At 62.1% G+C, this 22974-nt stretch carries 20 protein-coding genes and 1 pseudogene; 7 read left to right on the top strand and 14 right to left on the bottom strand.

The window, feature by feature from the left end; all coding sequences use genetic code 11:
- From M6D32_RS26585 to M6D32_RS26555, 7 genes are all read right to left on the bottom strand, one after another.
- The coding region (locus M6D32_RS26585; RefSeq protein ID WP_298261970.1) for a sensor histidine kinase KdpD at positions 1-2542 on the bottom strand (2542 nt) is incomplete at its 3' end.
- A gap of 159 nt (positions 2543-2701) precedes the next feature.
- Complete coding sequence (locus M6D32_RS26580; RefSeq protein WP_298261968.1) at positions 2702-3307, bottom strand: K(+)-transporting ATPase subunit C; 606 nt, start codon at positions 3305-3307, stop codon at positions 2702-2704.
- A 104-nt stretch (positions 3308-3411) separates the two neighbouring features.
- Positions 3412-5529: a potassium-transporting ATPase subunit KdpB gene (gene kdpB, locus M6D32_RS26575; RefSeq protein ID WP_298261966.1), complete on the bottom strand. Its 2118-nt coding sequence runs from the start codon at positions 5527-5529 to the stop codon at positions 3412-3414.
- A 22-nt stretch (positions 5530-5551) separates the two neighbouring features.
- On the bottom strand, positions 5552-7255 hold the full coding sequence (gene kdpA, locus M6D32_RS26570) for a potassium-transporting ATPase subunit KdpA (RefSeq protein ID WP_298261964.1): 1704 nt from the start codon (positions 7253-7255) through the stop codon (positions 5552-5554).
- A 72-nt stretch (positions 7256-7327) separates the two neighbouring features.
- A complete protein-coding gene (locus tag M6D32_RS26565; protein WP_298261962.1) occupies positions 7328-7480 on the bottom strand; it encodes a K(+)-transporting ATPase subunit F in 153 nt (50 codons plus the stop codon).
- On the bottom strand, positions 7461-7601 hold the full coding sequence (locus M6D32_RS26560; protein WP_298261960.1) for a hypothetical protein: 141 nt from the start codon (positions 7599-7601) through the stop codon (positions 7461-7463). Before M6D32_RS26560 ends, M6D32_RS26565 begins: the two co-directional genes overlap by 20 nt.
- Before the next feature lie 275 nt (positions 7602-7876).
- Positions 7877-8080: a hypothetical protein gene (locus tag M6D32_RS26555; RefSeq protein WP_298261982.1), complete on the bottom strand. Its 204-nt coding sequence runs from the start codon at positions 8078-8080 to the stop codon at positions 7877-7879.
- A 263-nt stretch (positions 8081-8343) separates the two neighbouring features.
- Here M6D32_RS26555 and M6D32_RS26550 point away from each other — a divergent pair, with 263 nt between their 5' ends.
- Positions 8344-8688: a hypothetical protein gene (locus M6D32_RS26550; protein ID WP_298261958.1), complete on the top strand. Its 345-nt coding sequence runs from the start codon at positions 8344-8346 to the stop codon at positions 8686-8688.
- Positions 8689-8899: 211 nt separating this feature from the next.
- On the opposite strand, the gene M6D32_RS26545 is transcribed toward M6D32_RS26550, so the two are convergent.
- From M6D32_RS26545 to M6D32_RS26530, 4 genes are all read right to left on the bottom strand, one after another.
- A complete protein-coding gene (locus M6D32_RS26545) occupies positions 8900-9229 on the bottom strand; it encodes a hypothetical protein (protein ID WP_298261956.1) in 330 nt (109 codons plus the stop codon).
- A 286-nt stretch (positions 9230-9515) separates the two neighbouring features.
- On the bottom strand, positions 9516-11078 hold the full coding sequence (locus M6D32_RS26540; protein ID WP_298261954.1) for an efflux transporter outer membrane subunit: 1563 nt from the start codon (positions 11076-11078) through the stop codon (positions 9516-9518).
- Entirely contained in the window at positions 11071-14328 is a 3258-nt protein-coding gene (locus M6D32_RS26535) for an efflux RND transporter permease subunit (RefSeq protein ID WP_298261952.1), read from the bottom strand. Before M6D32_RS26535 ends, M6D32_RS26540 begins: the two co-directional genes overlap by 8 nt.
- Positions 14329-14372: 44 nt before the next feature.
- Positions 14373-15593: an efflux RND transporter periplasmic adaptor subunit gene (locus M6D32_RS26530; RefSeq protein WP_298261950.1), complete on the bottom strand. Its 1221-nt coding sequence runs from the start codon at positions 15591-15593 to the stop codon at positions 14373-14375.
- A 446-nt stretch (positions 15594-16039) separates the two neighbouring features.
- Between M6D32_RS26530 and M6D32_RS26525 the strand changes: the two genes are divergently transcribed.
- From M6D32_RS26525 to M6D32_RS26505, 5 genes and pseudogenes are all read left to right on the top strand, one after another.
- A complete protein-coding gene (locus tag M6D32_RS26525) occupies positions 16040-16372 on the top strand; it encodes a hypothetical protein (protein WP_298261948.1) in 333 nt (110 codons plus the stop codon).
- Positions 16373-16477: 105 nt separating this feature from the next.
- Positions 16478-16969: a hypothetical protein gene (locus tag M6D32_RS26520; protein WP_298261946.1), complete on the top strand. Its 492-nt coding sequence runs from the start codon at positions 16478-16480 to the stop codon at positions 16967-16969.
- 238 nt (positions 16970-17207) lie between these two features.
- Positions 17208-17445, top strand: a pseudogene (locus M6D32_RS26515) (hypothetical protein).
- A 46-nt stretch (positions 17446-17491) separates the two neighbouring features.
- Positions 17492-17932 carry a hypothetical protein gene (locus M6D32_RS26510; protein ID WP_298261944.1) on the top strand — a complete coding sequence of 147 codons (441 nt, stop codon included), beginning with the start codon at positions 17492-17494 and terminating at the stop codon, positions 17930-17932.
- Positions 17933-18185: 253 nt separating this feature from the next.
- Entirely contained in the window at positions 18186-18557 is a 372-nt protein-coding gene (locus M6D32_RS26505; RefSeq protein WP_298261942.1) for a hypothetical protein, read from the top strand.
- Positions 18558-18564: 7 nt separating this feature from the next.
- Here M6D32_RS26505 and M6D32_RS26500 read toward each other — a convergent pair whose 3' ends face one another.
- The 3 genes from M6D32_RS26500 to mobB form a co-directional block, all read right to left on the bottom strand.
- Positions 18565-18807: a hypothetical protein gene (locus M6D32_RS26500; protein ID WP_298261941.1), complete on the bottom strand. Its 243-nt coding sequence runs from the start codon at positions 18805-18807 to the stop codon at positions 18565-18567.
- A 94-nt stretch (positions 18808-18901) separates the two neighbouring features.
- Complete coding sequence (locus tag M6D32_RS26495; protein ID WP_298261939.1) at positions 18902-20551, bottom strand: OFA family MFS transporter; 1650 nt, start codon at positions 20549-20551, stop codon at positions 18902-18904.
- 334 nt (positions 20552-20885) lie between these two features.
- Positions 20886-21452, bottom strand: a complete 567-nt coding sequence (gene mobB / locus M6D32_RS26490) for a molybdopterin-guanine dinucleotide biosynthesis protein B (RefSeq protein WP_298261980.1) — start codon at positions 21450-21452, stop codon at positions 20886-20888.
- Between the two features lie 262 nt (positions 21453-21714).
- Between mobB and M6D32_RS26485 the strand changes: the two genes are divergently transcribed.
- A complete protein-coding gene (locus M6D32_RS26485) occupies positions 21715-22911 on the top strand; it encodes an ABC transporter substrate-binding protein (RefSeq protein WP_298261978.1) in 1197 nt (398 codons plus the stop codon).
- Positions 22912-22974: the final 63 nt, after the last annotated feature.

Raw genomic sequence — 22974 nt, 5'->3', positions numbered from 1 at the left:
AAAATTTGTCGAACACGCTCTCCAGTTCCGAACGCGGAATGCCGTCACCTTCGTCGATGACTTGCAGGGCGACGCGATCGTTTTCCCGAAAACTCCTGATCGATATCGTGGAGTCCACGGGTGCATATTTGGCCGCGTTGTCCAACAGGTTGAAAAGCGCCTGCTCGAACAATACCGCGTCGAGTTCCAGCATCGGCAGATCGGCGGCGAGCTCCAGCAAAACCTTGTGATGCGCGAGAATCTTGCCGGCGCGCCGCAGGGCGCTGCCGACGATCTCGTCGATATCGTGCCGCGCCGGATTCGGCTTGATGGCGCCGGATTCCAGCTTGGTCATGTCGAGCAAATTGGCGATAAAACGGTTGAGCCGCTCGGACTCGTCGATCACGGTACCCAGAAGGTCACCCTTTTCGGAATCGCTGAGCGCACCCGAGAGGTCGCGCATGGTCGAGGCGGCGCCGAGCACGGAGGCGAGCGGCGTCTTGAGGTCGTGCGAGATCGAGGTCAAGAGCGCCGAGCGCAAGCGGTCCGACTCGACGGTGCGCTTGACGCGATCCATATCCTCCACCAGCAGCACGCGTTCGATCGCAAGCGCGCCCTGATCGACCAGCGCGTCGAGCAGGCGGCGCTGATCCGGGGTCAACAATGGACCGCTCCTGTCGTCGTCGATGCCGACGACACCGATCAACCCGCGCCCGGTCCGCATCGGCAAAAACAGCCGCTTGGCGCCGGGCAGCGTGTCAGACCCGCGTCCCGCCGGACGGTCGTTGCCCCAGGCCCAATTGGCAGCAGCAAGGTCCGCCTTGTCGAGCTGATCCTCCGGCGGATAACCGGTTTTCACGGTCAAGACGCCGTTCTCCGGCAGCAGCAGCACCACGCGCACCTTCAGCATCAACGCGGTCTGATAGGCGCTGGCCCACAGCACGTCGTCGAGCGTGCCGGTGCCCGCCAGCTTCCGGCTGAAGGCGTAAAGCTGCTCGGTGGTCCTGATGCGGCCGATCGCGGTATCGGCCTGGGTGCGTACCCGCGCGGCGACATTGGAGACGAGAATCGCAATCAGCATGAAGAAGAAGAACGCCGCAACGTTCGTCGGATCGGTGATCGTGAAGGTATAGATCGGCGGCAGGAAGAAGAAGTTATAGCAGAGCGAGGCCGTGACGCTGGCGAGCAGCGACGGCCACAGCCCGAAGCGGACCGCGACACCGACTACCGCGGTCAGAAATACCAGGTCGACATTTTCGATGCCGAACGGCCGCTGAATCAATTCCGCCGCGACGAGCCCGATCGCCACGATCAGGAGCGCCATCAGGTACGGTCTCGGATTGAACGGCTCGCGGCGCTCGGCTGTGCGCACTGTCTTTTTCGGCATCGGATCGGCCGCGAGTTCCTCTCCCGCAATCACATTGACGCTGATATTGCCGGAGCGGCGCACGAGATCGTGCACCACCGACCCCCGGGTCAGTTCGAACCACCAGGGGCGCTGCGATTTTCCGATGATGATCTGGGTGACATTGTTGGTCTGCGCGAATCCGATGATGTCGTCGGCAATGCGCCGTCCGACGGCCGGAATCGTCATCGCCTCGCCGCCGAGCGCTTCGGCCAGCCGCAGCGTATCGGCAAGACGGTCCCGCTCAACGTCGCTCAGCCGCATCGAGCGGCGCGTCTCGATGCTGACAGCGGTCCACGGCGCGTGCAGGCGGTCGGCCAGCCGCTTGGTGTAGCGCACCAGCCCGGCCGAGCGTGGGTCTTCGCTGATGCAGACGAGAATGCGCTCGCCCGCGGCCCACGGGCCCGCGATGGCATTGGCCTGCATGTGATTGAGCAATTGTACGTCGACGCGCTCGGCGGTGCGCCGAAGCGCGAGTTCGCGCAACGCGGTCAGGTTGCCCGGCGAAAAATAATGTTCGAGCGCGCGCTCGGCCTGCTTGGGAACGTAGACCTTGCCTTCCTTCAGCCGCTGGATCAGGTCGTCCGGCGTTAGATCGATCAGCTCGATGCCGTCGGCGCGGTCGAATACCGAATCGGGCACCGTTTCGCGCACGCGCACATGCGTGATCTGCGCGATCACGTCGTTGAGGCTTTCGATATGCTGGACGTTGACCGCGGTGTAGACGTCGATACCGCGCGACAACAGCTCCTCGACATCGAGATAGCGCTTGGGGTGGCGGCCGCCGGGTGCATTGGTGTGGGCGAGTTCGTCGACCAGCGCCAGCTGAGGACGCCGCGCGATCAGCGCATCGAGGTCAATTTCCTCGAGCGTCTGATCCCGGTAGGCGATGCGCTTGCGCGGGATGACTTCGAGGCCGTGCAGCAGCGCTTCGGTCTCGGCGCGGCCGTGAGTCTCGACAAAGCCGACCACGACATCGATGCCGGCCTTCTTGCGCGCATGGGCGCTTTGCAGCATCTCATAGGTCTTGCCGACGCCGGGAGCGGCACCGATAAAGATCTTCAGCCGTCCGGCCGCGCTATTCTCGCGCCGCGCCGCCTCCAGCAGGGCCTCCGGTGAAGGGCGTTGTTCGGAATCGCGGCGCTGCTGTTGAACCATAGGATTATTATAGTCCCCGCGCCGTGCTGGGCCTAGCCGGTGATAGAGTTAGGCTAATCTGCAACGGCATCGGTGGTCAGCTCCCTCTCCCCTTGTGGGAGAGGTAAGTGCGCTCGCCGACAGATCGACTCAACCATATACATCCCGTTCAAACCGACATTATTTCGAGGTGGCCGCGTCCAGCGCCAGATTGAGCTCGAGCACGTTAACCCTGGGTTCGCCAAAGATCCCGATCAGGCGGCCGGAGGTGTTTTCCGCCACGAGCCGGCGGAGTTTATCCTCCGGCATGCCACGAGCCTTCGCGACGCGCGGCACCTGAAAGAGCGCGCCCTCCGGCGAGATGTCCGGGTCCAGACCGCTGGCCGACGTCGTCACCAGATCGACCGGAACCGCGCTCGACGGATTCTCCGCTTTCAGCTTGTCCACATCTCCCTTGATCCGGTCGGCCAAGGCCTTGCTGGTCGGTCCAAGGTTCGAAGCGCCGGAATTCGCTGCGTTGTAGGGCGCGGGCACCGTCTTGCCGGCGTCGGCCGGATCCGGGCTGGTCGTCGCCGACGGCCGGCCGTGGAAATATTTATCGTCCTTGAACTCCTGGCCGATCAGCGCGGAACCGACCACCTTGCCGTCGCGCTCGATCAGGCTTCCTTCCGCCTGCCTCGGAAAGATCGCGCCTGCGACTTCCGTCATCGCCAGCGGATAAGCAACGCCCGTGATCGCGGTCAGCAGCAAAAGCACCAGGATGGCGGGACGAATTTCTCTGAGCATTTTTATCTCCTCTGTGGTCATTCCGGGATGGTCCGAAGGACCAGACCCGGAATCTCGAGATTCCGGGTTCTATGCTTCGCATAGCCCCGGAATGACGGCGACGTTCACGCCAGATGCAGCGCGGCGACGACGAGGTCGATCGCCTTGATGCCGATAAAGGGAATGATGATGCCGCCGAGGCCATAGACCAGCAGGTTACGGCGCAACAGCGCGCCGGCGCCGATCGCACGATAGGCCACGCCCTTCAGCGCCAGCGGAATCAGCGCGACGATGATCAGCGCATTGAAGATGATCGCGGACAGGATCGCGCTTTGCGGGCTCGCCAGGTGCATCACATTGAGCACGGCGAGTTGCGGGTAGAACGTCAAAAACATCGCCGGGATGATCGCAAAATACTTGGCGACGTCGTTGGCGATCGAAAATGTCGTCAGTGCGCCGCGCGTCATCAGGAGCTGCTTTCCGATCTCAACCACCTCGATCAGCTTGGTCGGGTTGGACTCGAGATCGACCATGTTGCCGGCTTCGCGAGCGGCCTGCGTGCCGGTGTTCATGGCGACGCCCACGTCCGCCTGCGCCAGCGCCGGCGCATCGTTGGTGCCGTCGCCGCACATCGCCACCAGCTTGCCGTTGGCCTGCTCGCTTCGAATCAGCTTCAGCTTGTCTTCGGGCGTGGCCTGCGCGAGGAAGTCGTCCACGCCGGCTTCCGCCGCAATCGCCGCCGCCGTCATCGGGTTGTCGCCGGTGATCATCACGGTGCGGATGCCCATGCGGCGCAGCTCCGCAAAGCGCTCGCGGATGCCGCCCTTGACAATATCCTTCAGCTGAACGACGCCGAGCAGACGGCCGTCTTTGGCGACCGCGAGCGGCGTGCCGCCGGCCTTGGCGATTTCGTCCGAGATCGCGGTGATTTCTCGCGCGGCGTCTGAACTCATGGACGGCTGGAGGGCGCGAACCGCATTGCCGGCCACGCTGGTCTGCGCCGTGATGCCGCCGACATAATTGAGGATGGCTTCGACCGCGCCCTTTCGCACCGACGAGCCGGCGGCATCGATGCCGCTCATCCGGGTCTGCGCCGTGAACGGCACGAACGTCGCCGACAACTCGCCCATGTCGCGGCCGCGGATGCCGTATTTTTCCTTGGCCAGCACCACGATCGAGCGGCCTTCCGGCGTTTCGTCGGCCAGCGAGGCAAGCTGCGCCGCATCCGCCAGTTCCTGTTCGCTGACGCCGCGAATCGGGCGGAATGCCGTTGCCTGGCGATTACCGAGCGTGATGGTGCCGGTCTTGTCGAGCAAAAGCGTATCGACGTCGCCTGCGGCTTCGACCGCGCGGCCGGACATCGCCAGCACATTGAAACGGACCAGGCGGTCCATGCCGGCGATGCCGATCGCCGACAATAGCGCACCGATAGTGGTGGGAATCAGCGTGACAAACAGCGCCACCAGGATGATCACCGAAATCTGGCCGCCGGCGTAAGCCGCGTAGCTCGGGATGGTGACGGTCGCAAACACGAAGATGATGGTAAGGCCCGCGAGCAAAATATTGAGCGCGATTTCGTTCGGCGTCTTCTGCCGCTCGGCGCCCTCGACCAGCTTGATCATGCGGTCGATGAAGGTCGAGCCTTGCGCCGCCGTGATGCGGACACGGATCCAGTCCGACAACACCTGCGTGCCGCCGGTTACCGCCGAACGGTCGCCGCCGGATTCGCGGATGACAGGGGCGGATTCGCCGGTGATCGCCGCTTCGTTGACCGAAGCGACGCCTTCGATGATTTCGCCATCGGACGGAATATTGTCGCCGGCCTCGACCAGCACGATGTCGCCGACCTTGAGAGCAGTGCCCGGCACCAGGCGATAGTCCTTAGCCGAGCCAGTCAAGAGTTTGGCCTGGCTTTCGGTACGCGTCTTGCGCAGCGATTCCGCCTGCGCCTTGCCGCGGCCTTCGGCGACGGCCTCGGCAAAATTGGCGAACAGAACCGTGAACCAGAGCCACACGATGATCTGGAAGGCAAAGCCGAGATCGGCGCCGCCGCTTGCGACATCGCGCAGGAAGATCACGGTGGTGAGCGCCGCGACGACCTCGACGACGAACATCACGGGATTCTTGACCATCTGCCGCGGGTCGAGCTTGACGAAGGCCGAGCCGATCGCGGGCAGCACGATCTTCGGGTCGAGCATCGTGGCGACCGGCGTTTTCCTGTTTGTTTTCTGGACAACTTCCATCGAAGCAACTCCTGATGACCGGTCAGAACAGCGTGTTGGCGTTGTCAGCCAGGTGCTCGACGATCGGGCCGAGCGCGAGCGCCGGAAAGAAGGTGAGACCGCCAATGATGAGGATCACGCCGACCACCAGACCGACGAATAGTCCGCCTGTCGTCGGGAATGTGCCGGCCGAGGGCGGAATGGATTTCTTCCCAGCGAGAGAGCCCGCGATCGCCATCGCCGGCACGATCATGAAAAAGCGGCCGACGAACATCGCGCTTGCCAGCGTTAGGTTATAGAAGAAGGTGTTGGCGGACAGCCCGGCGAACGCGGAGCCGTTGTTGCCGGTCGCTGAAGTGAAGGCGTAAAGCACCTCGGTAAAGCCATGCGGACCGGCATTGTTCATTGCGGCGACCGTCGACGGCAATACCACCGCGACCGCCGTCCAGCCGAGATACATCAGCGGCAATACGAGGATGGCGAGCATCGCCATCTTCACCTCGCGCGCTTCGATCTTCTTGCCGACATATTCCGGCGTGCGGCCAACCATGAGGCCGGCAACGAAGATCGCGAGCACGACGAACAGCAGCATGCCATAGAGGCCGGCGCCGACGCCGCCGACGATGATTTCGCCGAGCTGCATGTTGATCAGCGGAATCATGCCGCCGAGCGCGGTGAAGCTGTCATGCATCGCATTGACGGCGCCGCAGGACGCCGCGGTGGTGACGACGGCAAACAGGCTCGAGGCGACGATGCCGAAGCGAACCTCCTTGCCTTCCATGTTACCGCCCGTGAGCCCCATCGCATCGAGCATCGCGGTGCCATGCGCCTCCGCCCAATAGGTGACGGTGACGCCCGCCAGGAACAGGATTCCCATCACCGCCAGGATGGCCCAGCCCTGCCGCTGGTTGCCGACCATGCGGCCGAACACATTGGTCAGCGCCGCGCCGATCGTGAAGATCAGCAGCATCTGCACGAAATTGGAGAGCGCGGTCGGGTTTTCGAACGGGTGAGCGGCGTTGGCATTGAAGAAGCCGCCGCCGTTGGTGCCGAGCATCTTGACCGCGACCTGCGAGGCCACCGGACCGACCGCGATGGTTTGCCTGGCGCCTTCGAGCGTCGTGGCGTCGACATACGGTCCAAGCGTCTGCGGTATGCCCTGCCAGACCAGAAACAGCGCGGCAACGATGCAGATCGGCAGCAGCACATAGAGCGTGGTGCGGGTCACGTCGACCCAGAAGTTGCCGACGGTTCGCACGGACGCACGGGAAAAGCCGCGGATCAGCGCGACCGCAAGCGCAATGCCGGTGGCGGCGGACAGGAAATTCTGATGCGTCAGGCCGAGCATCTGCACCAGATACGACATGGTGCTTTCTCCGCCATAGTTCTGCCAGTTGGTGTTGGTGATGAAGCTGATCGCGGTGTTGAAGGAGAGATCTTCAGGCACAGCCGGTTGCCCTGCCGGATTGAGCGGAAGGACGGCCTGCAAGCGCATCACCGCATAAAGGATGAGAAATCCGCCGACATGGAAGAGCAGCATGGCGACCGTATAGGTCACCCAATGTTGCTCGCGCTTTTCGTCGACACCACTAATCCAGTAGATCGCGGCCTCGACGGGCCGGAGCAGGTGGGAGAGGAAGGTGCGTTCGCCATTGAAGACGCGCGTCATGTACCAGCCGAACGGCTTGGTGAGCGCGACGATGATGGCGCAGAACAGGAAGATTTGAATCCATCCGATAGCAGTCATGGCGGATACGCCCTTGAATCAATCTGAGGTGTTATGAGGCGAACGCTTCGTCAGGCCGCAGGCAGGCCGCGGTCAGAAATGCTCCGGCCGCAGCAGCGCGTAGGTCAGGTAGACGAGCAGGCCTGCGGAGACGAGGCCGGCCAGGGCATAGTCGAACATCATGGCTTTGCTCCGTTGAAGGTGCTTGAGCGGATCGAAGCCGGCCTCAAAGCCGCTCGCACGCATAGGTGTAGCCAACGGCGGCGGCAAAGAAGCCTAAGCCCAGCGCCAACATGATGAGATCAAGCATGGAATTCTCCCGGATCGCGCACGCGACGACGCGGCCGCGCAAGTGGAAGGCGAGCACGGGATCGCCTCCCAAATCGGGCTTTGAAGTGCCACTTCGTGCATAGGTTTTCGAGGCGGCCGGGATCGCGACCTTATAAGAATCTCATATAGGCGGGCGGGCTCGCCGCATCCCGCAGCAGCGGTTCACGATCGGTGAAGTCAGGGAAGGCGGTTTTTAAGGATCGCGCGCGACGTGGAAGCGCACGTTCAGCAGGCCGGTGCGGGATATCGAAATGCCGCCCGAAAAGGCGGAGCGATTCTCGCTTGAGACCGGGTGCTAACGTCAGGATTGGACTATTGCTTTGCCGCCGAATCGTCGTGGACCTGACCCCAGGGATCATACGGCTTCTTCGGATCGGGAATTCGATCGAGCGCGGCCTTGTAGGCCTTCTCGTCCACGCGCGGCTTTTGCTCGGTGGTCGGCGCACCTTGGTTACCCTTTTTGCCCATCTGGGCGTGCGCGGCGGGAGCGAGAAGCAATAGGGCGGTCACGGCCATCCATGCCGTACCGGCCAATTTCATGCTGACTGCCATGAATCTTCTCCCTTGCGCCAAGCCAATTGAATGCCAATCTCTTCAATAAAGACACCCCATCTGGCGCCAAGGGGTGCCGTGAAATCCGCCTTAAGGTTTCACGGATTGGAGCCAAAAATGCGTAAGCATTATTGCCCTTTGTTTCCGTTCTATAAGAAAAACTAGCCACTTGTCGCTGCAACGCGACAGGAGATATCGTTTTGGGCGGAATGACGCGAGAGCGTGCGATGAGCACCAACACGGATCTGCATGTAAATCCATCGCGTGAAGAAGAGACGACCTCGAAGCTACCATCGCATATCTGGGCCGGCGGCGTGGCCGTTCGGACTATTTTCCTGATCGTTCTGGTTGTTCTGACGGCGCGCGTGGCAAGCCCACAAATGGAGCGCCTCACCTCGATCTACGAAACCCCCGGCGATCTCATTCGCGCGTTGATCGGCGTCGCCGTTTGCGCGTGGTGTATCGTCAACGTTTTCAAGCTCCCCAAGGACGCCGACGCGTACCGCACCTGGATATACATGGGTATTGGGCTGGTGCCGTTGGCCCTGCTGTGCGCCTACGTGGTCTGGTGATATCCTCCTGGTACCGCCGATCTGAAGTCCCTGCACCACAAGCGGCGAATTCGATCAGGGACTTCAGATCGATAAAGCGGTACTAGAATCAATAAGTTTGCGAGTGCCCATGACTTTCCGAAGTTCGTGAAGGTGGCTGCTGCGATGGAGCACGAACTTCGGAAAGTGGGCACTGGCCTGTTTCCAGGACCGTGCGGCGCCCTTTCGTCGTTCAATTCCAGAACGTAACGATCGCTCCGCCAAGAACGATCAGCGCGCCGCCGGCCCAGACGGGCATGGCGGGCGGACTGCGAAACACGATCAGGTTCACGATCTGCCAGACCACGAAAAGCGTCGCGATATAGAGCCCGACCACGCGATTGAATTCGAGCGGCGCGAGGTTGACCGAAAGGCCGTAGCCAAAGAGCAGCACCGCGCCGGCCAGAAACAGCGCACCGCGCGGGAGCCAGGCGCTCTGACCGATTCCAATCCGCACAATTGCATCGCCGAACGCCTCAAGCACCGTCGCTACGATTACAAACAAAAAGACTTTTATGTCCATCTCACGCCCCAACAGGAAAGCAGCCCGTAACCGGGTTACATTCCACGCCGAGTTGAGGCAACAAAAATCGGCCTGTCGACAGGTCCGAGAAAAAGAGCGCGACCTGAGAGGTCAGCCTCGCCACATCGGGGATTTTGGCCCGCCATAATAGCGCATCTGATGGAGACCTTTCTTCAGCGCCGCCCTTTGCAAACCGCCTGCACATCCCACCGCCGCAGCGCAGAGCACTGCGGAATGTTAGAATCAAAGGACCACTAGCGTCGCCATCCTCGGATCGGCTTAGGGATTATTTGCCTTCGGCCGTGGCAACCATGTTCGGCGCGGGCACATCGCCAACCGTGCACTGACGCCAGTCCGGCACGGTACAGTTCGAGGGCCAGTTGCCGCCGAGCGCCATGAACAGGGCGGCGGTATCGGACATGCGGTTAGCCTCGGTCTGCACGCGAATGACCGCCGCATTGAGATAGGTCTGCTGCGCATTGAGCACGGAGAGCTGGTTGACCTGACCCTGGTCTAGCTGCTTCTGGACGATGTCGAGGCTCGCCTTGGCGGTATCTTCGGCGCGGCGCGCGGCACGAATGGCCTTGGCATCCGCCTGCAATGCGCGAAGTGCGTCGGCGACGTTCTGGAAGGCGGTGATGACGGTGGCGCGATATTGCGCCTCGGCCTGCTCCAGCGCGGCCTCGGCCGCCTTCTGCCTGTGATAGAGCGTCAGGCCATCGAAGATCGGTGCAGCGGCCGCGGCGCCGAGGGTAAAGAAGCCGGTGCCCGGCGCAAACGTCTGCGGCCAGTTGAACGCGGCAGAGCCGCCATTGGCGGACAGCGTGATATTCGGCAGGCGGGCGGCGATCGCGACGCCAATTTGCGCCGCCGCCGAATGCATGTTGGCTTCCGCCGCCCGCACGTCCGGCCGCTGATCGACGAGCTTGCCCGGCAGGCTGATCGGCAGATTGGTCGGCAGCTTCAGATGTGCCAGATCGAACTTCTGCCGGATCTCGTCGGCCGCATATTGCCCGGCGAGCGACGTCAGGAGATTGCGCTGCTGGGCCAACTGCTTTTCAAGCGGCGGCAGCAATTCCTCGGCCTGCGCCAATGCGGCGTCCTGCGCCAGCACGTCGGCCTGCGCCGCCTGACCGAAGTTCTGCTGCCGTTTCAGGATGTCGAGCAGATGCTTCTCGATCGCGATGATGCGCTGGGTGGCTTCGATCTGCCCGCGCAAGGAGGCTTCCTGGATCGCCGCCGTGACCACATTGCTGGTCAGCGTCAGGTAAGCGGCTTCAAGCTGGAACAACTGCTGCTCGGCGACGGCGTCGAGATTCTCGACCGCACGGAAATTGCCGCCCCAGATGTCCGGCACGAACGAAACCATGAGCTGGTTGGTCACCAGCGAAAATTCCGACTGCGGCCCCTGGGTCGGAATCGGCGGTATCTGCTGCGGATTGGCCACCAGAATCTGCTGGGTTGTCGAGTTGCCCGTGACTTGCGGGAAGAACAGGCCACGCTGGGCAAGCGCATTGTAGTGGGCGACCTTGATGGCGGCTTCCGCGGCCTGAAGGTTGGGATTGTGGTTGACGGATTCCTTGACCAGTTCGTTCAACGGCTCGGACTTGAACGCCGCCCACCAGCGCGTCGAAACATCCTCACCGCTCAGGAACCGTTGGCCCGGGATATTGGGTGGACCCTTGCCGGGATCGGCCGAAGCGAGGTTTCCTTTCACATAGCCGGTCACGTCGGGCGCGGGCGCCGGACTGAAATTCGGCCCCACCGCGCAGCCGGCGACGGCGAGCGACATCGCCAGGACCATCACGCTGGCGGTAAAGCGGAGTTTCTTACGTCTGCCGCTAGCCATCGGAATTGCCTTGGGTGACTGCGACCGGTTCGCCGGCGATCTCGACGTGTTCGGCGTCTCTGGAGAGGAATATCTTTCGAAGCGCAGGCGCCACGACCAGAAGCAGCAGCGGCCCGATAAACATACCACCGACAACGACGGTGGCCAGAGGGCGCTGCACCTGGCTGCCGATGCCGTGGGATATCGCCGCCGGGAACAGGCCGGCGCCCGCCGACAGCGCGGTCATCAGCATCGGCCGCATCCGCTGTTCGGCGCCGCGAAACACCGCCTCCGCAACGCTCATGCCCTGGGCACGGAGCTCGCGGAAATAGGTGATGTTGAGAATGCCGTCCATCACGGCCACGCCGAACAGCGAAATGAAGCCGATCGCGGCCGAAACGGAAAAATCGAGCCCGGCAAAATAGAGCGCAATCAGACCGCCACCGATCGCAAAGGGGATACCGGCGACCGACAGCAGGCTGTCCCGCAGCGAATTGAACAGCCCGTAGAGCAGCACCATGATCAGGAGCAGCGTGATCGGCACGACCACCAGCAGCCGCTGCCTGGCGTTCTGCAAGTCCTCGAATTCACCGGACCAGACGATCCGGTATCCGTTCGGGAGCTTGACGGTCTTCTCGACCCGCTGCTGCGCCTCGGCGACGGTGCCACCGAGGTCGCGGCCGCGGACGCTGAACTTGATCGGAATGTAGCGCTGGCTGCGCTCGCGGTAGATGAACGAGGCGCCCGTATCGAGCGTGATGGTGGCGAGTTCGCTTAAAGGTACATAGCCGTTGGTGCCCGACGGCGTCGTATAGGCGACCTTGACGCCGCGAATGGCGTCGATGCTGCTGCGATATTTCGGATCGAGCCGGACCGCCAGATTGAACTGCCGGTCGCCTTCCAGAATGGTCGTCGCGGTCGTGCCGCCGAGGGCGGCCTGAACGACGGCGTTGACGTCGCCGGTGTTGAGCCCGAAACGGGCGGCCTTGTCGCGGTCGATCTTGATGTTGAGATTGGGCTGTCCGAGCAGATGGAAGATTCCGAGATCGGTCACCCCTCGAACCTTCGCCATCTCGGCCATCACCTGGCTCGCAAGCCCTTCCAGGGTCTGGAGGTTCGGACCGATGATCTTGACCGAATTGGCGCCCTTCACGCCGGAGAGCGCCTCTTCGACGTTGTCCTGGATATATTGCGAGAAGTTGAAGCCGATGCCGGGCAGTTCCTCAGCGAATTCGCGCTGCAGTTCCTCCGTCAGTCTTTCCTTGGTCACATTGGCCGGCCACTCGTCGAAAGGCTTGAGTGGGGCGAACAATTCCACGTTGGAAAATGGTGAAGCATCGCTGCCGTTGTCGGGACGCCCGTGCTGCGACACTACCGTGATCACTTCGGGATGCCGCAGCAGGATCTCGCGCATTTTCCCCGTTGCGGCCGTGCCCGCCTCGAGCGACATGGTCGAGGGCATCGCGGCGCGAATCCAGAAATTGCCCTCTTCCAGCGCCGGCAGGAATTCGCTGCCGAGGCGAGAGGCGGCGAGCCCGCTCAAGCCCAGAAAGATCACGCCGACCGCCACCGCGACCTTCAGGTTTGAAAGGGCCCAGCGCAGCACCGGCGTATAGGCTCTGCGCAATCCGTGCACGATGAAGGTCTCGGTTTCCTCGATGTGCCTGGGCAGCAGCAGCGAAGCCAGCACCGGCGTGACCGTAAACGTTGCGATCAACGCACCGGCCAGCGCATAACCGTAGGTCCGCGCCATCGGCCCGAAGATCTGACCCTCGACGCCCTGCATCGTGAATAGCGGAACGAAGGCGGTCACGGTGATGGCGGCCGTGAAGAAAACGGCCTTGTCGACCTGCAATGCGCTCGCGAAAATCATCCGCAACCGCTCGGTCCATGTCGGAGCGCCGGCAATCTGCGCATTGCCCGAGGTGGGATCGGTCCCCCAATAGCCCTGAGCGAGATGCTGAAGCAACGTGCGCCGGTGCTCGGGCGAGGACTGAAAATTCCGGTAGATATTTTCCATCATGATCACGGCAGAGTCGACGATGATGCCGAAATCGACGGCGCCGAGCGACAGAAGGTTGGCCTCCTCGCCCTGCAGGACCAGGATGATGATGGCAAAGAACAACGCGAACGGGATGTTGACGCTGACAATGATGGCGCTGCGCAGGTCGCCGAGGAATACCCACTGGATGATGAAGACCAGCAGGCAGCCGAAAATCAGGTTGTGCAGCACGGTGCGCGTGGTGACGCTGACCAGTGAACTGCGATCGTAATAGGGGACGACCTTGACGCCGGGCGGCAGGCTGCCGTCGCTGTTGAGTTTCTCGACCTCGGCCTGGACCTTCGGAATGATATCGTTGGTATGCTGGGTTCGTCCCATCACGACGATCGCGGTCGCAACGTCGTCATCATGGTCCCTGCCGGCGATGCCAAGCCGCGGCACGTAACCGACGGAAACGGTCGCGACATCCTTGACCTGGATCGGAAGGCCGTTTGATTGAGTCAGAACGACGTTCTCGATGTCCCCGACCTTGTAGCCCTGTGTGACATCGTCGGCGCCGCCGGTATCGACGAGGCCGACGCCGCGAATATTGACCGATTGCTGGCCGATCGCGATCTCGCGCCCGCCGACATTGATATTGGCGTTGCCGAGCGCGGCAATGAGCTGCGGGATCGTGATGTTGTAGGCTTCCATCTTCTGCAGGTCGGCATCGACATTGAACTGCTTGGTGGTGCCGCCCCACGAATTGATCTGCACCACGCCGCGAATCGTCAGCATGCGCCGCAGGACGATGTAATCCTGAACCGTTCGCAGATTGGTCAGCCCGAAATGCGGGGGTCCGACGACCTGGTAACGGTAGATCTCGCCGACGAGACTGGACTGCTGGATTTGTGCAACCTGATTGCCCGGCAGGTTGACGTTTTGCTGCAGGCTGATCGAAGCCTGGCTCAGCGCGAAATAGAAATCGACGCCGTATTTGAAGGTGACGCGAACGAATGACAGGCCGTAGAACGAGGTGGAACGGATATTGACCACGCCGGGGGTCGGATAAAGCCCGACCTCCATCGGGATCGTATAATATTTCTCCATCTCCTCGGCGGAGAGACCGGGCGCCTGCGCCGTGATCTCCAGAATGACCGGAGCCGGGTTCGGATAGGCTTCGATGTTCAGCTTCGAAAACGCCACAAGTCCGGCCGCACAAAACACAATAAGTCCCAGCACGACGATCGCGCTACGCGTCAGACCGAACTGGAGTAGCGACTTGATCAACTGAACCTGCCGTGTGTACCCGGTTGGAGCGAGCTAAGGCCCGCTTAACCCGCCTCGCCCAAGGCGAGCTGATTGCTCAGGAAGACCGCGCCATCCGTAACGACCGTCTCGTCCGGCGAGAGCCCCTCCAAAATCTGCGTCCAGCCGTCCTGTGCGAGCCCTGTCTTCACTGTCCGCTTGCTGAAATGGCGGCTGTCCTTGGTAACCCACACCGACATCGTGCCGTCGCCTTCCCGCACCACGCCCTCGGCCGGCACCGCGAGCGAGTGCGAGGCGTCGCCGACGCGAATGACGAAGCTCGCGAACATTCCCGAGCGGAGCAGATGTTCGGGATCGTCGATTTCCGAGCGCACCAGCTGCCGATGCGTATTGGGATCGATCATCGCGCCCAGCACCGTCACGCGGCCGGTGAAGACCTTGTTCGGATAGGCCGGCACCGTGACCTCGACGTGCTGCCCAAGCTTGTAGTCCGGCGCATCACTCTCGATGACGTTGGCGATCATCCACATCGTCGAGAGATCGGCGACGGTGAAAGGCGCCGGCGAACCGCCGGGCTGGGTCAACAGTCCCGGCGCGGCGTTGCGAGCAACAATCCGGCCCGAGATCGGGCTCGGCACCACGAGCGTGGAGTCGACCTTGCGGTCGTTGACGATCTGGTCGATCTCCGGATCGCTCTTGCCGAAGATACGCACCGCGTCCTTGGCGGCCTTGAAGTTACCCTCGGCGGTTTGCTCGTCCGAGGTCGACTGATCGACATCTCGCTGGGCGCTGCCGCCCGACTTCAAGAGGTTGACGGCGCGCGCCAGCACCTTCTTTTGCAGCTCGAGCACGCCGGCAGAGGCAAGCAGCGTCGATTCCGCCTGCAACAGGTCGGGACTGTCGATCGTGAACAGCACGTCGCCAGCCTTCACTTCGTCGCCGATGTTGTAGAACGCCTTGAGGATCTTGCCCGGATACTGAGAAAACACCTGGACGAGTACGTTTTCATTGAAGTCGATGGTGCCGACGGACGTCTTCTGAATGGCGAAATCGCGCGACGCCACCGGTCCGATCTTGAGCGCGGCGGCCTGCTTTTCCGTCAGGCCGACGCCCTGACTGTCGCCGGCCGGCCGCACGGGCTCAACGGTGGCGACCTTTTGCTTCTTCCCGGACTGCCCGTCGGCAAGCTCGACAAAACCGCGCCCCCAAAACAGCACAACGCCGCCGATCACAATCGCGGCGAGCCAGATCGCACGTGATTTTGAAAGGCTTCCGAACACGCTCACGCCGAAGTCCCCAACATCGCCTCACCTTCTGTCGTGCTGCGTTACAGCATCGCGCTTACACTAGCCTTACGTATCGTCCGAATTGAACAGCTGCTTTAAGACAGTTTCATATAATAAAAATAGTCAGAACAAGGGGATAACTACAGATTGCTCAGAGATTCTTCGCTTGCCTAATGCTGCGCAAGCGGTTGCCGAAAATGTCAACAATCGCGAATCGGCTTTTCCCGATCTGCTTGTCGCATGATCGTCGTCGCGCCCGCATTTGGCACCAATAGGCCCCGCCCTTTTCACCCAGCCAGAACCCGATTTTTTCGCACGACCAACCGCGCCGAATTCCCGTGTAAGCATCCGGTAACTTGCTTTTATCCCGCACGGCACGCTATCTCGCCCTTGAGATCACGGCATGAATCGGAAGCTTCGGCGAAAACAGCCATACGGAAACATTCATGAAGTCTGGTTCTGCTGCCGCGATCGTGCTGGCGGGCGCCGCGCTGGCGGCGACATCCGCCGACGCTCAAGCAGCGGGAAACGGCTTGCGCCGTTGCACCGCGCGCGTCGTTTATTCGGAGGAGTTGCCGTTTGCGCCGATCGACAGCTGGCTCGTCGGGGCGACCCTTGAAATCACGCCGCAACACGGCGCCCCTTACGACATCACCTGGCACGAGCGGATGCCGTGGCAAGGACCCCCGCCACGGCGCGGGCAGGTCTTCCGCCTGTGGTGCGACCCGGCCAATCCGAACAACCTGCGTCTCGCCCGACGAACATGGTCCCCGTTCTGATCGCAGGTGGATGGCTGCGCGGTCCCACGCGGCTTTATGAAGCTCATATAAAATCACGGGCTTGCCACTCTCGAATTCCTATCGGCGGCCGCAGATAGTGAAAGCATGAGCGAAGCGTCCTCCAGCCGCCAGTGTCTGCAAGCCGAGCCGCGCCGCATGCGCGAGCTTGCCGACAGGCTTCGCGAGGCAGACGCCGCCACGGCGGAGTTGTTCTCCGACGTGATCCGCGAGGCTTGCTGGCGCGTTCTCGCCATTCCGAGCGCCGAATACCGCAGCCGGATCGAACGGCTGGTGCAATCCGGCGCATGGACCGACGCGGCGCTGGCCTTGCTCGAACTGGAATTGCCGCAATGGCGGCTTCGCCGTGTCGCTTACGACGCTGGCGAATGGCATTGCGCGCTGTCGCGCCAGCGCGAGCTTCCCGATTGGCTCGACCAGTCGATCGAAGCCTGCCACGCGGACCTGTCGCTTGCGATCCTGCGCACATTCATCGGCGCGCAATGTGTCAAGGCTTCCCCCGCTACAGCCAGCGTGCCGAGCATTTCCCGGACGGAGAATTCGCTCGACGTTCGACTCTGCTGCGACAATTTCGCGTAGGTGGTGGGCGGTTGGCTCTGCCTCCAAACACCAAGTTGACGCGCGGCTGCCTGTTCGTCGCGTTCGGCCGTCATGCGGCTCCTATGAGATCGCCGCGGCGGTTCGATCGAATTCATATTCGTTCCCGACGATATTCGCGGGCATGAGGCAAGCGAACTCTCCGGCTCCTCATCCGCGACCCGCGGAAAATCCGGAAGATCGGGAACCAGCCTGCCTCACCACAACAAGGAATACCAACGTGAAACTCGTCGAGCCTCGCTCGTGCAACTCTGCATCGACCATGACGTTTATCGGCAGGAACAGTCGCGGCCACTGGGTCGCTTCAGGAGCAACATGGCCTTTACGGCGGGCTGTTCGTCAACCGCGCCCAGGCCGTCAAATTCGCGCTTTTTGAAAACGGGCATCACCCGGAGACCATTGTGGAACTGGCGCGCGAAATCGAACTTGATGTCAATAGCGCGAGGCCCGCGGCCTGAACGGGCGCTTGCATGAGGCCGCCCACCATCGCCGATGGAGAACGTCATGGTTCAGCTTCATTCCGTTTCCGATCAAACCCAGGTCCTCGACACGATGATCGCCCTGACGCGCCTATCGTATCTTCAACGTGCGATCATCGCAGGCAGCGGCGGGATGGAGCTCTACCTCGGGCTCAGATGGCGCGGCTTCATGCGTGCGACCACCATCTCCACGAGCCGGCTTCCACGGCGGCAACACGCCATCGGCCTGCTCGCGGATCACAATTCGGCCGCCCTTGAAAAAGCCCTGACCGAGATGTCTCCTTTTCTCTGCGCCAGCGCGACGGTCGCTCTCCTCATCGATGCGGACCGAAGCGGCTCCGGCCTTGAGGTTCGAGCGAAGCTCCAGCAGATGGGATTTCAGATCGAGGCCGGCGTGAGGTGCCAGCAAGGGCTCGTGCTATCCGCCTGCCGCCAGGACGTCGGCCAGATGAAAGAGGTCGCGTGAGCTCCAGCACAGCGGCACTGCCCAGAATATGCACACGAGCACATTTCGAGACCGGCCGCCGACCGCCGTCATAGGCGCGCAATAAAAGCCGACGCGGGTCCTGCGGCCTCGCCTTCCATCTTTATCTCTTTCCTATGGGAGACCGCCTTGCCCCGGCTCGCATTCCTACGGGATTCCAGGCGAAACCGTTTTGCCGAAATTTCTTTGGCCGGCGCGTGAACGCCTTCATGGCCACGACGGACCAGGTTGCCTCATGACCACCATGCCGCTGACCTATCGGGGATTTTCAAGGCGCGAGCCAGCGAGGCCGCCAGCCTTGCCGACGCCGTTCCAACCCCTTGATCCGACCGTCATCAACGCATCGATCCCGACCTTCTTTGTCGGTCGCAACCGCGATGGCTTCTGGCTCGCACGGGACGCCAGTGGCGAGAGCGCTGGCATCTTCCTGTTCAAGCGCTCCGCGATGGCCTTTGCGCGGCGCGTCTCGCGGCCGCAGGGCTGCGCGCTGGTCTTCCTGGCAGAGCGGTTCGAGCTCGACGTGGAAAACCAGGGCAATCTACTGGTCGGCTATCTCAAGCCGCTCTTGAGGTTCGTGAGCTTTCCCGGCAAGGACGCCGGGCAATAGCAGCCGCTTAGCTGCGCTCCATGCAATCGGCGATGTAGAACCAGCGATCGTCGCCGGTCAGGCCCTTGACCTTCACCTCTTTGCGGCAAGCCTTGAGCTTGGGCCGGTTCGTCATCCACTTGGCCTTCATTTCTTTCAGCTTGGCCATCGAGAGATGTCCCCTTGATGGCTTGGCGTCCTGCGCCGACGCATGATGGACGGTACCGAGCACGAGAAGCCCGGCGACGAAACAGGTGGCAATCCGAAGCATGAGAAAATCCCCTTGGATGAATTCTTTGATTATTGATTGAGGAGAGCCGTCGCGGAACGCCGCTTTCGCGTTCCGCGACGAAAGCTCGTTGCGATCAAAGGATCCTGAGAGCGCTTTGGATCGTCTTCCAGACGCCCCAGGCCAGCGGAATGCCGACGAACAGCCAGAACAGCGCCGCCTGGACGTCGAGGCCGCCCTTGCCGATGCCGTACGATCCGGTCGGTGCCGCAGTCGCGTTCTTGCCAGCCTGCAGTTTGGCAACCTCGTCGGCGCTCATGTGCCACTTGGGATCGACAGGCTTGACCAGATAGTTGCAGATCATTCCCGCGATCAGCATCGCACACAGGATGTACATGGTCGTGTCATAGAGCCTGTCGCGGGGAACGCCGGCCGCGAGCTGGAATTCGCGGATGTAGTTCACCACCACCGGACCGATGATGCCGGCGGCCGACCACGCCGTCAGGATCCGCCCGTGGATGGCGCCGACGAACTGGGTGCCGAACATGTCAGCGAGATAGGCAGGGACCGTCGAGAAGCCGCCGCCATACATCGACAGGATGATGCAGAAGCCCAACACGAACAAAGCTTTCGAGCCGGTATTGGCGAAGGTCGGCTCCAGCGCATAGAGCACGATGCCGAGAATGAAGAAGGTGTAATAGGTGTTCTTGCGGCCGATATAGTCCGACACCGAAGCCCAGCAGAAACGGCCGCCGATGTTGAACAGCGACAGCAGGCCGGCAAAACCCGCCGCGATGCCCGCGATCATGGCCTTCTGCTCGATCGAGAGTGCGTTGAATTTGAGATCGGGCAATCCGATCAGCTTGCCGGCGAAGATTTCCTGCAACATCGGCGAGGCCATGCCGATCACGCCGATGCCCGCCGACACGTTCAGGCACAGCACCCACCAGATCAGCCAGAACTGCGGCGTCTTGTGCGCGTTGTCGAGATGCACGTTGTGCGAGGAGATCATCGACTTGTTTTCGCTGGGCGGCGTCCAGCCGTCCGGCTGCCATCCCGCCGGCGTCACGCGGTAGGCGAAGGCGCCGATCATCATGAACACGAAATAGATCACGGCCATAACGACGAAAGTCTGCCAGACGCCGACATCGGTTGCCGTCTTGAAGTGGTTGATCAGAATATTCGCCAAGGGCGCGCCGATCATGGCGCCGCCGCCAAATCCCATGATGGCCATGCCGGTCGCCATGCCGCGGCGGTCGGGGAACCATTTGATCAGGGTCGAAACCGGCGAGATGTAGCCGAGGCCAAGGCCGATGCCGCCGATGACGCCGGCGCCGAGCCACATGAGCCAGAGCTGATGCACATAGACGCCAAACGCGCCGACCAGCAGGCCGCCGCTCCAGCAACAGGCCGCGACGACGCCGGCCTTGCGCGGACCCGCGCGCTCGAGCCAGCCGCCCCAGATCGCGGCCGAGACGCCGAGAACCACAAAGAACAGCATGAAGATGCCGCCGAGGCTCGCCACCCGCCAATCGCAGTTGGAGGCGAAGAGCTCGGTCCAGAGCGAAGGAGTCGCACAGGCTTTCGATGCGGTCAGACCGACCGCGCGCGACAGCGGCAGCCAGAACACCGAGAAGCCATAGGCCATGCCGATGCACAGATGGATGCAGAGAGCGGCCGGCGGCACCAGCCAGCGGTTAAAGCCGGGCTTTGCGATCGTGTGTGCGCGATCAAGAATTCCAGATCCGGCGCCGGGCACAGTTCCGGCGCTGCTGATTGTCGTCATTCAGTCCTCCCCTACAGCAGCTCTCTTGCCGAGCATGACTGTTGTTCCCGTCACCCTGATAATTTTCCGCCGCCGCGCCAGGCCTTCTCTTTGTGCTCTGCACAATTGCGCCGTGTACCTGTTGCGCGCGGCAAATCACGGAGGAGAATTGGGGCAGAAGCTCGGCCTTGTGTCGATAGGCAAAAGGTAGCGATGTTCCCCCCGTGCAACGGTTCCGGGGACGGCTATGGCAATTGTCCCCAGCCGTTTCATGGCCGGACGAGCGGAGCGCATTAGCGTCCTTGGTCGGTCAATCGGCCTTTTTCGATCAAGAACCTCCCCACCTGGCATCTCCTCAGGCCTGGCTGACGCTTTCGGCCAGCACATCGTCAATACCGACCGCATATTTCCGCATCATCGCGGCGACCGCCGGGATGTCGTCAACGTGAACCACGGGAAGCGTGGTCTTGATCGCGACGTCGGTGGCAATTCCCACAATGGCGGGATCGTTCGGAAACAGCGGCGGCTTGCCGCCCGCCTGGCGGTACACCTCGATCTTGGGATGCGGCTCCGACTTGAAGCCTTCGATCACCACGAGATCGACCGGCGACATCTTTTTCAACAACTCCGGCAGTTCCGGCTCCGCCGCGCCACGTAGCTCATGCATCAACGCCCATCGCCTGCCCGACGACACCAGCACTTCTTCTGCGCCGGACTGCCGGTGCACCCAGGAGTCCTTGCCCGGCACGTCGACATCGAATTCGTGATGGGCGTGCTTGATGACCGAGACGCTTAAGCCCTGCTGGCGCAGGTGCGGAATGACGCGCGATATCAGGGTCGTCTTTCCTGCCCCGCTCCATCCGGCAATCCCGATCACTCTCATCGTGGCACCCGTCTCCGCCCAACCGTTTGAAAGCCTTATATCGGCTGCCTCCGATTGTCATGCAAACCTGATCCACATGATAAACAGCGGCCCGTGGAGGCCAAAACGCGCGCGCTCTTGGACGAAAGATCAACTTCGCCGTCCGCCCGCTGGGGAGACTTCGCGTTGACGGGCCCCGCCGAATGGCGAATGAATAGGCCAACGAAGGCGGACCGGACCGGGCTCTCGGTCGAACCGTCAAGACAAGCCAAGGAATGAGCCAAGGAATAAGCTAAGGGAGGAATCGATGTTTGCCTGGAAGATGGCATCTGGCCTCGTTTTTGCCGCCGCAATCGCGGCTCCGTTGCCGGCAGCGGCGCAAATCTCGGACGATGTCGTCAAGATCGGCGTCCTGACCGATATGAACGGCCCCGCCTCGACGCCGACCGGCCAGGGATCGGTGACGGCCGCTCAAATGGCGGTCGACGATTTTGGCGGTAAGGTTCTGGGCAAGCCGATCAGCGTCATCGTTGGAGACCATCAACTCAAGCCGGATATCGGCGCCAGCATCGCGCGGCGCTGGTACGACACCGAGCAGGTCGATCTGATCGTCGACGTGCCGGTGTCGGCCGTGGGCCTCGCGGTCCAGAACATCGCCAACGAGAAGAAGCGCCTTCTCATCGTGCATTCGACCGGCACCGCCGACTTCCACGGCAAGTTCTGCTCGCCCTACGCGATCCAGTGGGTGTTCGATACCCGCGCGCTCGCGGTCGGCACCGCTCAGGCGGTCGTCAAGCGCGGCGGCGACAGCTGGTTCTTCCTGACCGACGATTATGCCTTTGGCCATGCGCTGGAGAAGGATGCTTCCGCCGTCATCACCAGGAATGGCGGCAAGGTGGTCGGCTCGGTGCGCCTGCCCTTTGCCACGCCGGACGTTTCCTCCTTCATCCTGCAGGCGCAGGCCTCGAAGGCGAAGATCATCGGCATCGCCGCCGGACCACCGAACAACACCAATGAGATCAAGGCCGCCGGTGAATTTGGTCTTTACAAGGGTGGCCAGCAGATGGCTGGCCTGTTGGTGCTGATCACCGACATTCACGGGCTCGGCCTGCCGGCCGCGCAGGGCCTGTTGCTGACGACGTCGTTCTATTGGGACATGGACGACAAGACGCGGGAATGGTCGAAGCGCTATTTCGCCAAGATGAACCGGATGCCGACGATGTGGCAGGCCGGCGTCTATTCCTCCGTGATGAGCTACCTCAACGCGATCAAGGACTCTGGCACCGACGATCCGCTCAAGGTCGCGGCGAAAATGCGCGAGAAGCCGATCGACGACTTCTTTTCGCGTCACGGCCGCCTGCGTCAGGACAATCTGATGGTGCACGACCTGTTCCTGGTGCAGGTGAAGACGCCGGAAGAGTCCAAATATCCGTGGGACTATTACAAGGTGCTGACCACCATCTCTGGCGAGGACGCGTTCGGCCCGCCGGACCCGGCGTGTTCGCTGGTGAAGAAGTGACGGTGCTCGTGTCCCGGACGCGTCGCAGCGTGCAATGATGCGGCGCAGATCCGGGACCGACGA

It is taken from the genome of Bradyrhizobium sp. (assembly GCF_027307225.1).
Taxonomy (GTDB): Bacteria; Pseudomonadota; Alphaproteobacteria; order Rhizobiales; family Xanthobacteraceae; genus Bradyrhizobium.
This window is presented reverse-complemented; position numbering and strand designations above follow the sequence as displayed.

Coding starts and splice junctions, on each gene's coding strand:
- M6D32_RS26495 (WP_298261939.1), bottom strand. CDS start 20,551: ATGACGACAATCAGCAGCGCCGGAACTGTGCCCGGCGCCGGATCTGGA.
- kdpA (WP_298261964.1), bottom strand. CDS start 7,255: ATGACTGCTATCGGATGGATTCAAATCTTCCTGTTCTGCGCCATCATC.
- M6D32_RS26580 (WP_298261968.1), bottom strand. CDS start 3,307: ATGCTCAGAGAAATTCGTCCCGCCATCCTGGTGCTTTTGCTGCTGACC.
- M6D32_RS26565 (WP_298261962.1), bottom strand. CDS start 7,480: ATGCGTGCGAGCGGCTTTGAGGCCGGCTTCGATCCGCTCAAGCACCTT.
- M6D32_RS26510 (WP_298261944.1), top strand. CDS start 17,492: ATGGTTCAGCTTCATTCCGTTTCCGATCAAACCCAGGTCCTCGACACG.
- M6D32_RS26550 (WP_298261958.1), top strand. CDS start 8,344: ATGAGCACCAACACGGATCTGCATGTAAATCCATCGCGTGAAGAAGAG.
- M6D32_RS26505 (WP_298261942.1), top strand. CDS start 18,186: ATGACCACCATGCCGCTGACCTATCGGGGATTTTCAAGGCGCGAGCCA.
- M6D32_RS26485 (WP_298261978.1), top strand. CDS start 21,715: ATGGCATCTGGCCTCGTTTTTGCCGCCGCAATCGCGGCTCCGTTGCCG.
- M6D32_RS26555 (WP_298261982.1), bottom strand. CDS start 8,080: ATGGCCGTGACCGCCCTATTGCTTCTCGCTCCCGCCGCGCACGCCCAG.
- M6D32_RS26500 (WP_298261941.1), bottom strand. CDS start 18,807: ATGCTTCGGATTGCCACCTGTTTCGTCGCCGGGCTTCTCGTGCTCGGT.
- M6D32_RS26520 (WP_298261946.1), top strand. CDS start 16,478: ATGAGCGAAGCGTCCTCCAGCCGCCAGTGTCTGCAAGCCGAGCCGCGC.
- M6D32_RS26545 (WP_298261956.1), bottom strand. CDS start 9,229: ATGGACATAAAAGTCTTTTTGTTTGTAATCGTAGCGACGGTGCTTGAG.
- M6D32_RS26540 (WP_298261954.1), bottom strand. CDS start 11,078: ATGGCTAGCGGCAGACGTAAGAAACTCCGCTTTACCGCCAGCGTGATG.
- kdpB (WP_298261966.1), bottom strand. CDS start 5,529: ATGGAAGTTGTCCAGAAAACAAACAGGAAAACGCCGGTCGCCACGATG.
- M6D32_RS26525 (WP_298261948.1), top strand. CDS start 16,040: ATGAAGTCTGGTTCTGCTGCCGCGATCGTGCTGGCGGGCGCCGCGCTG.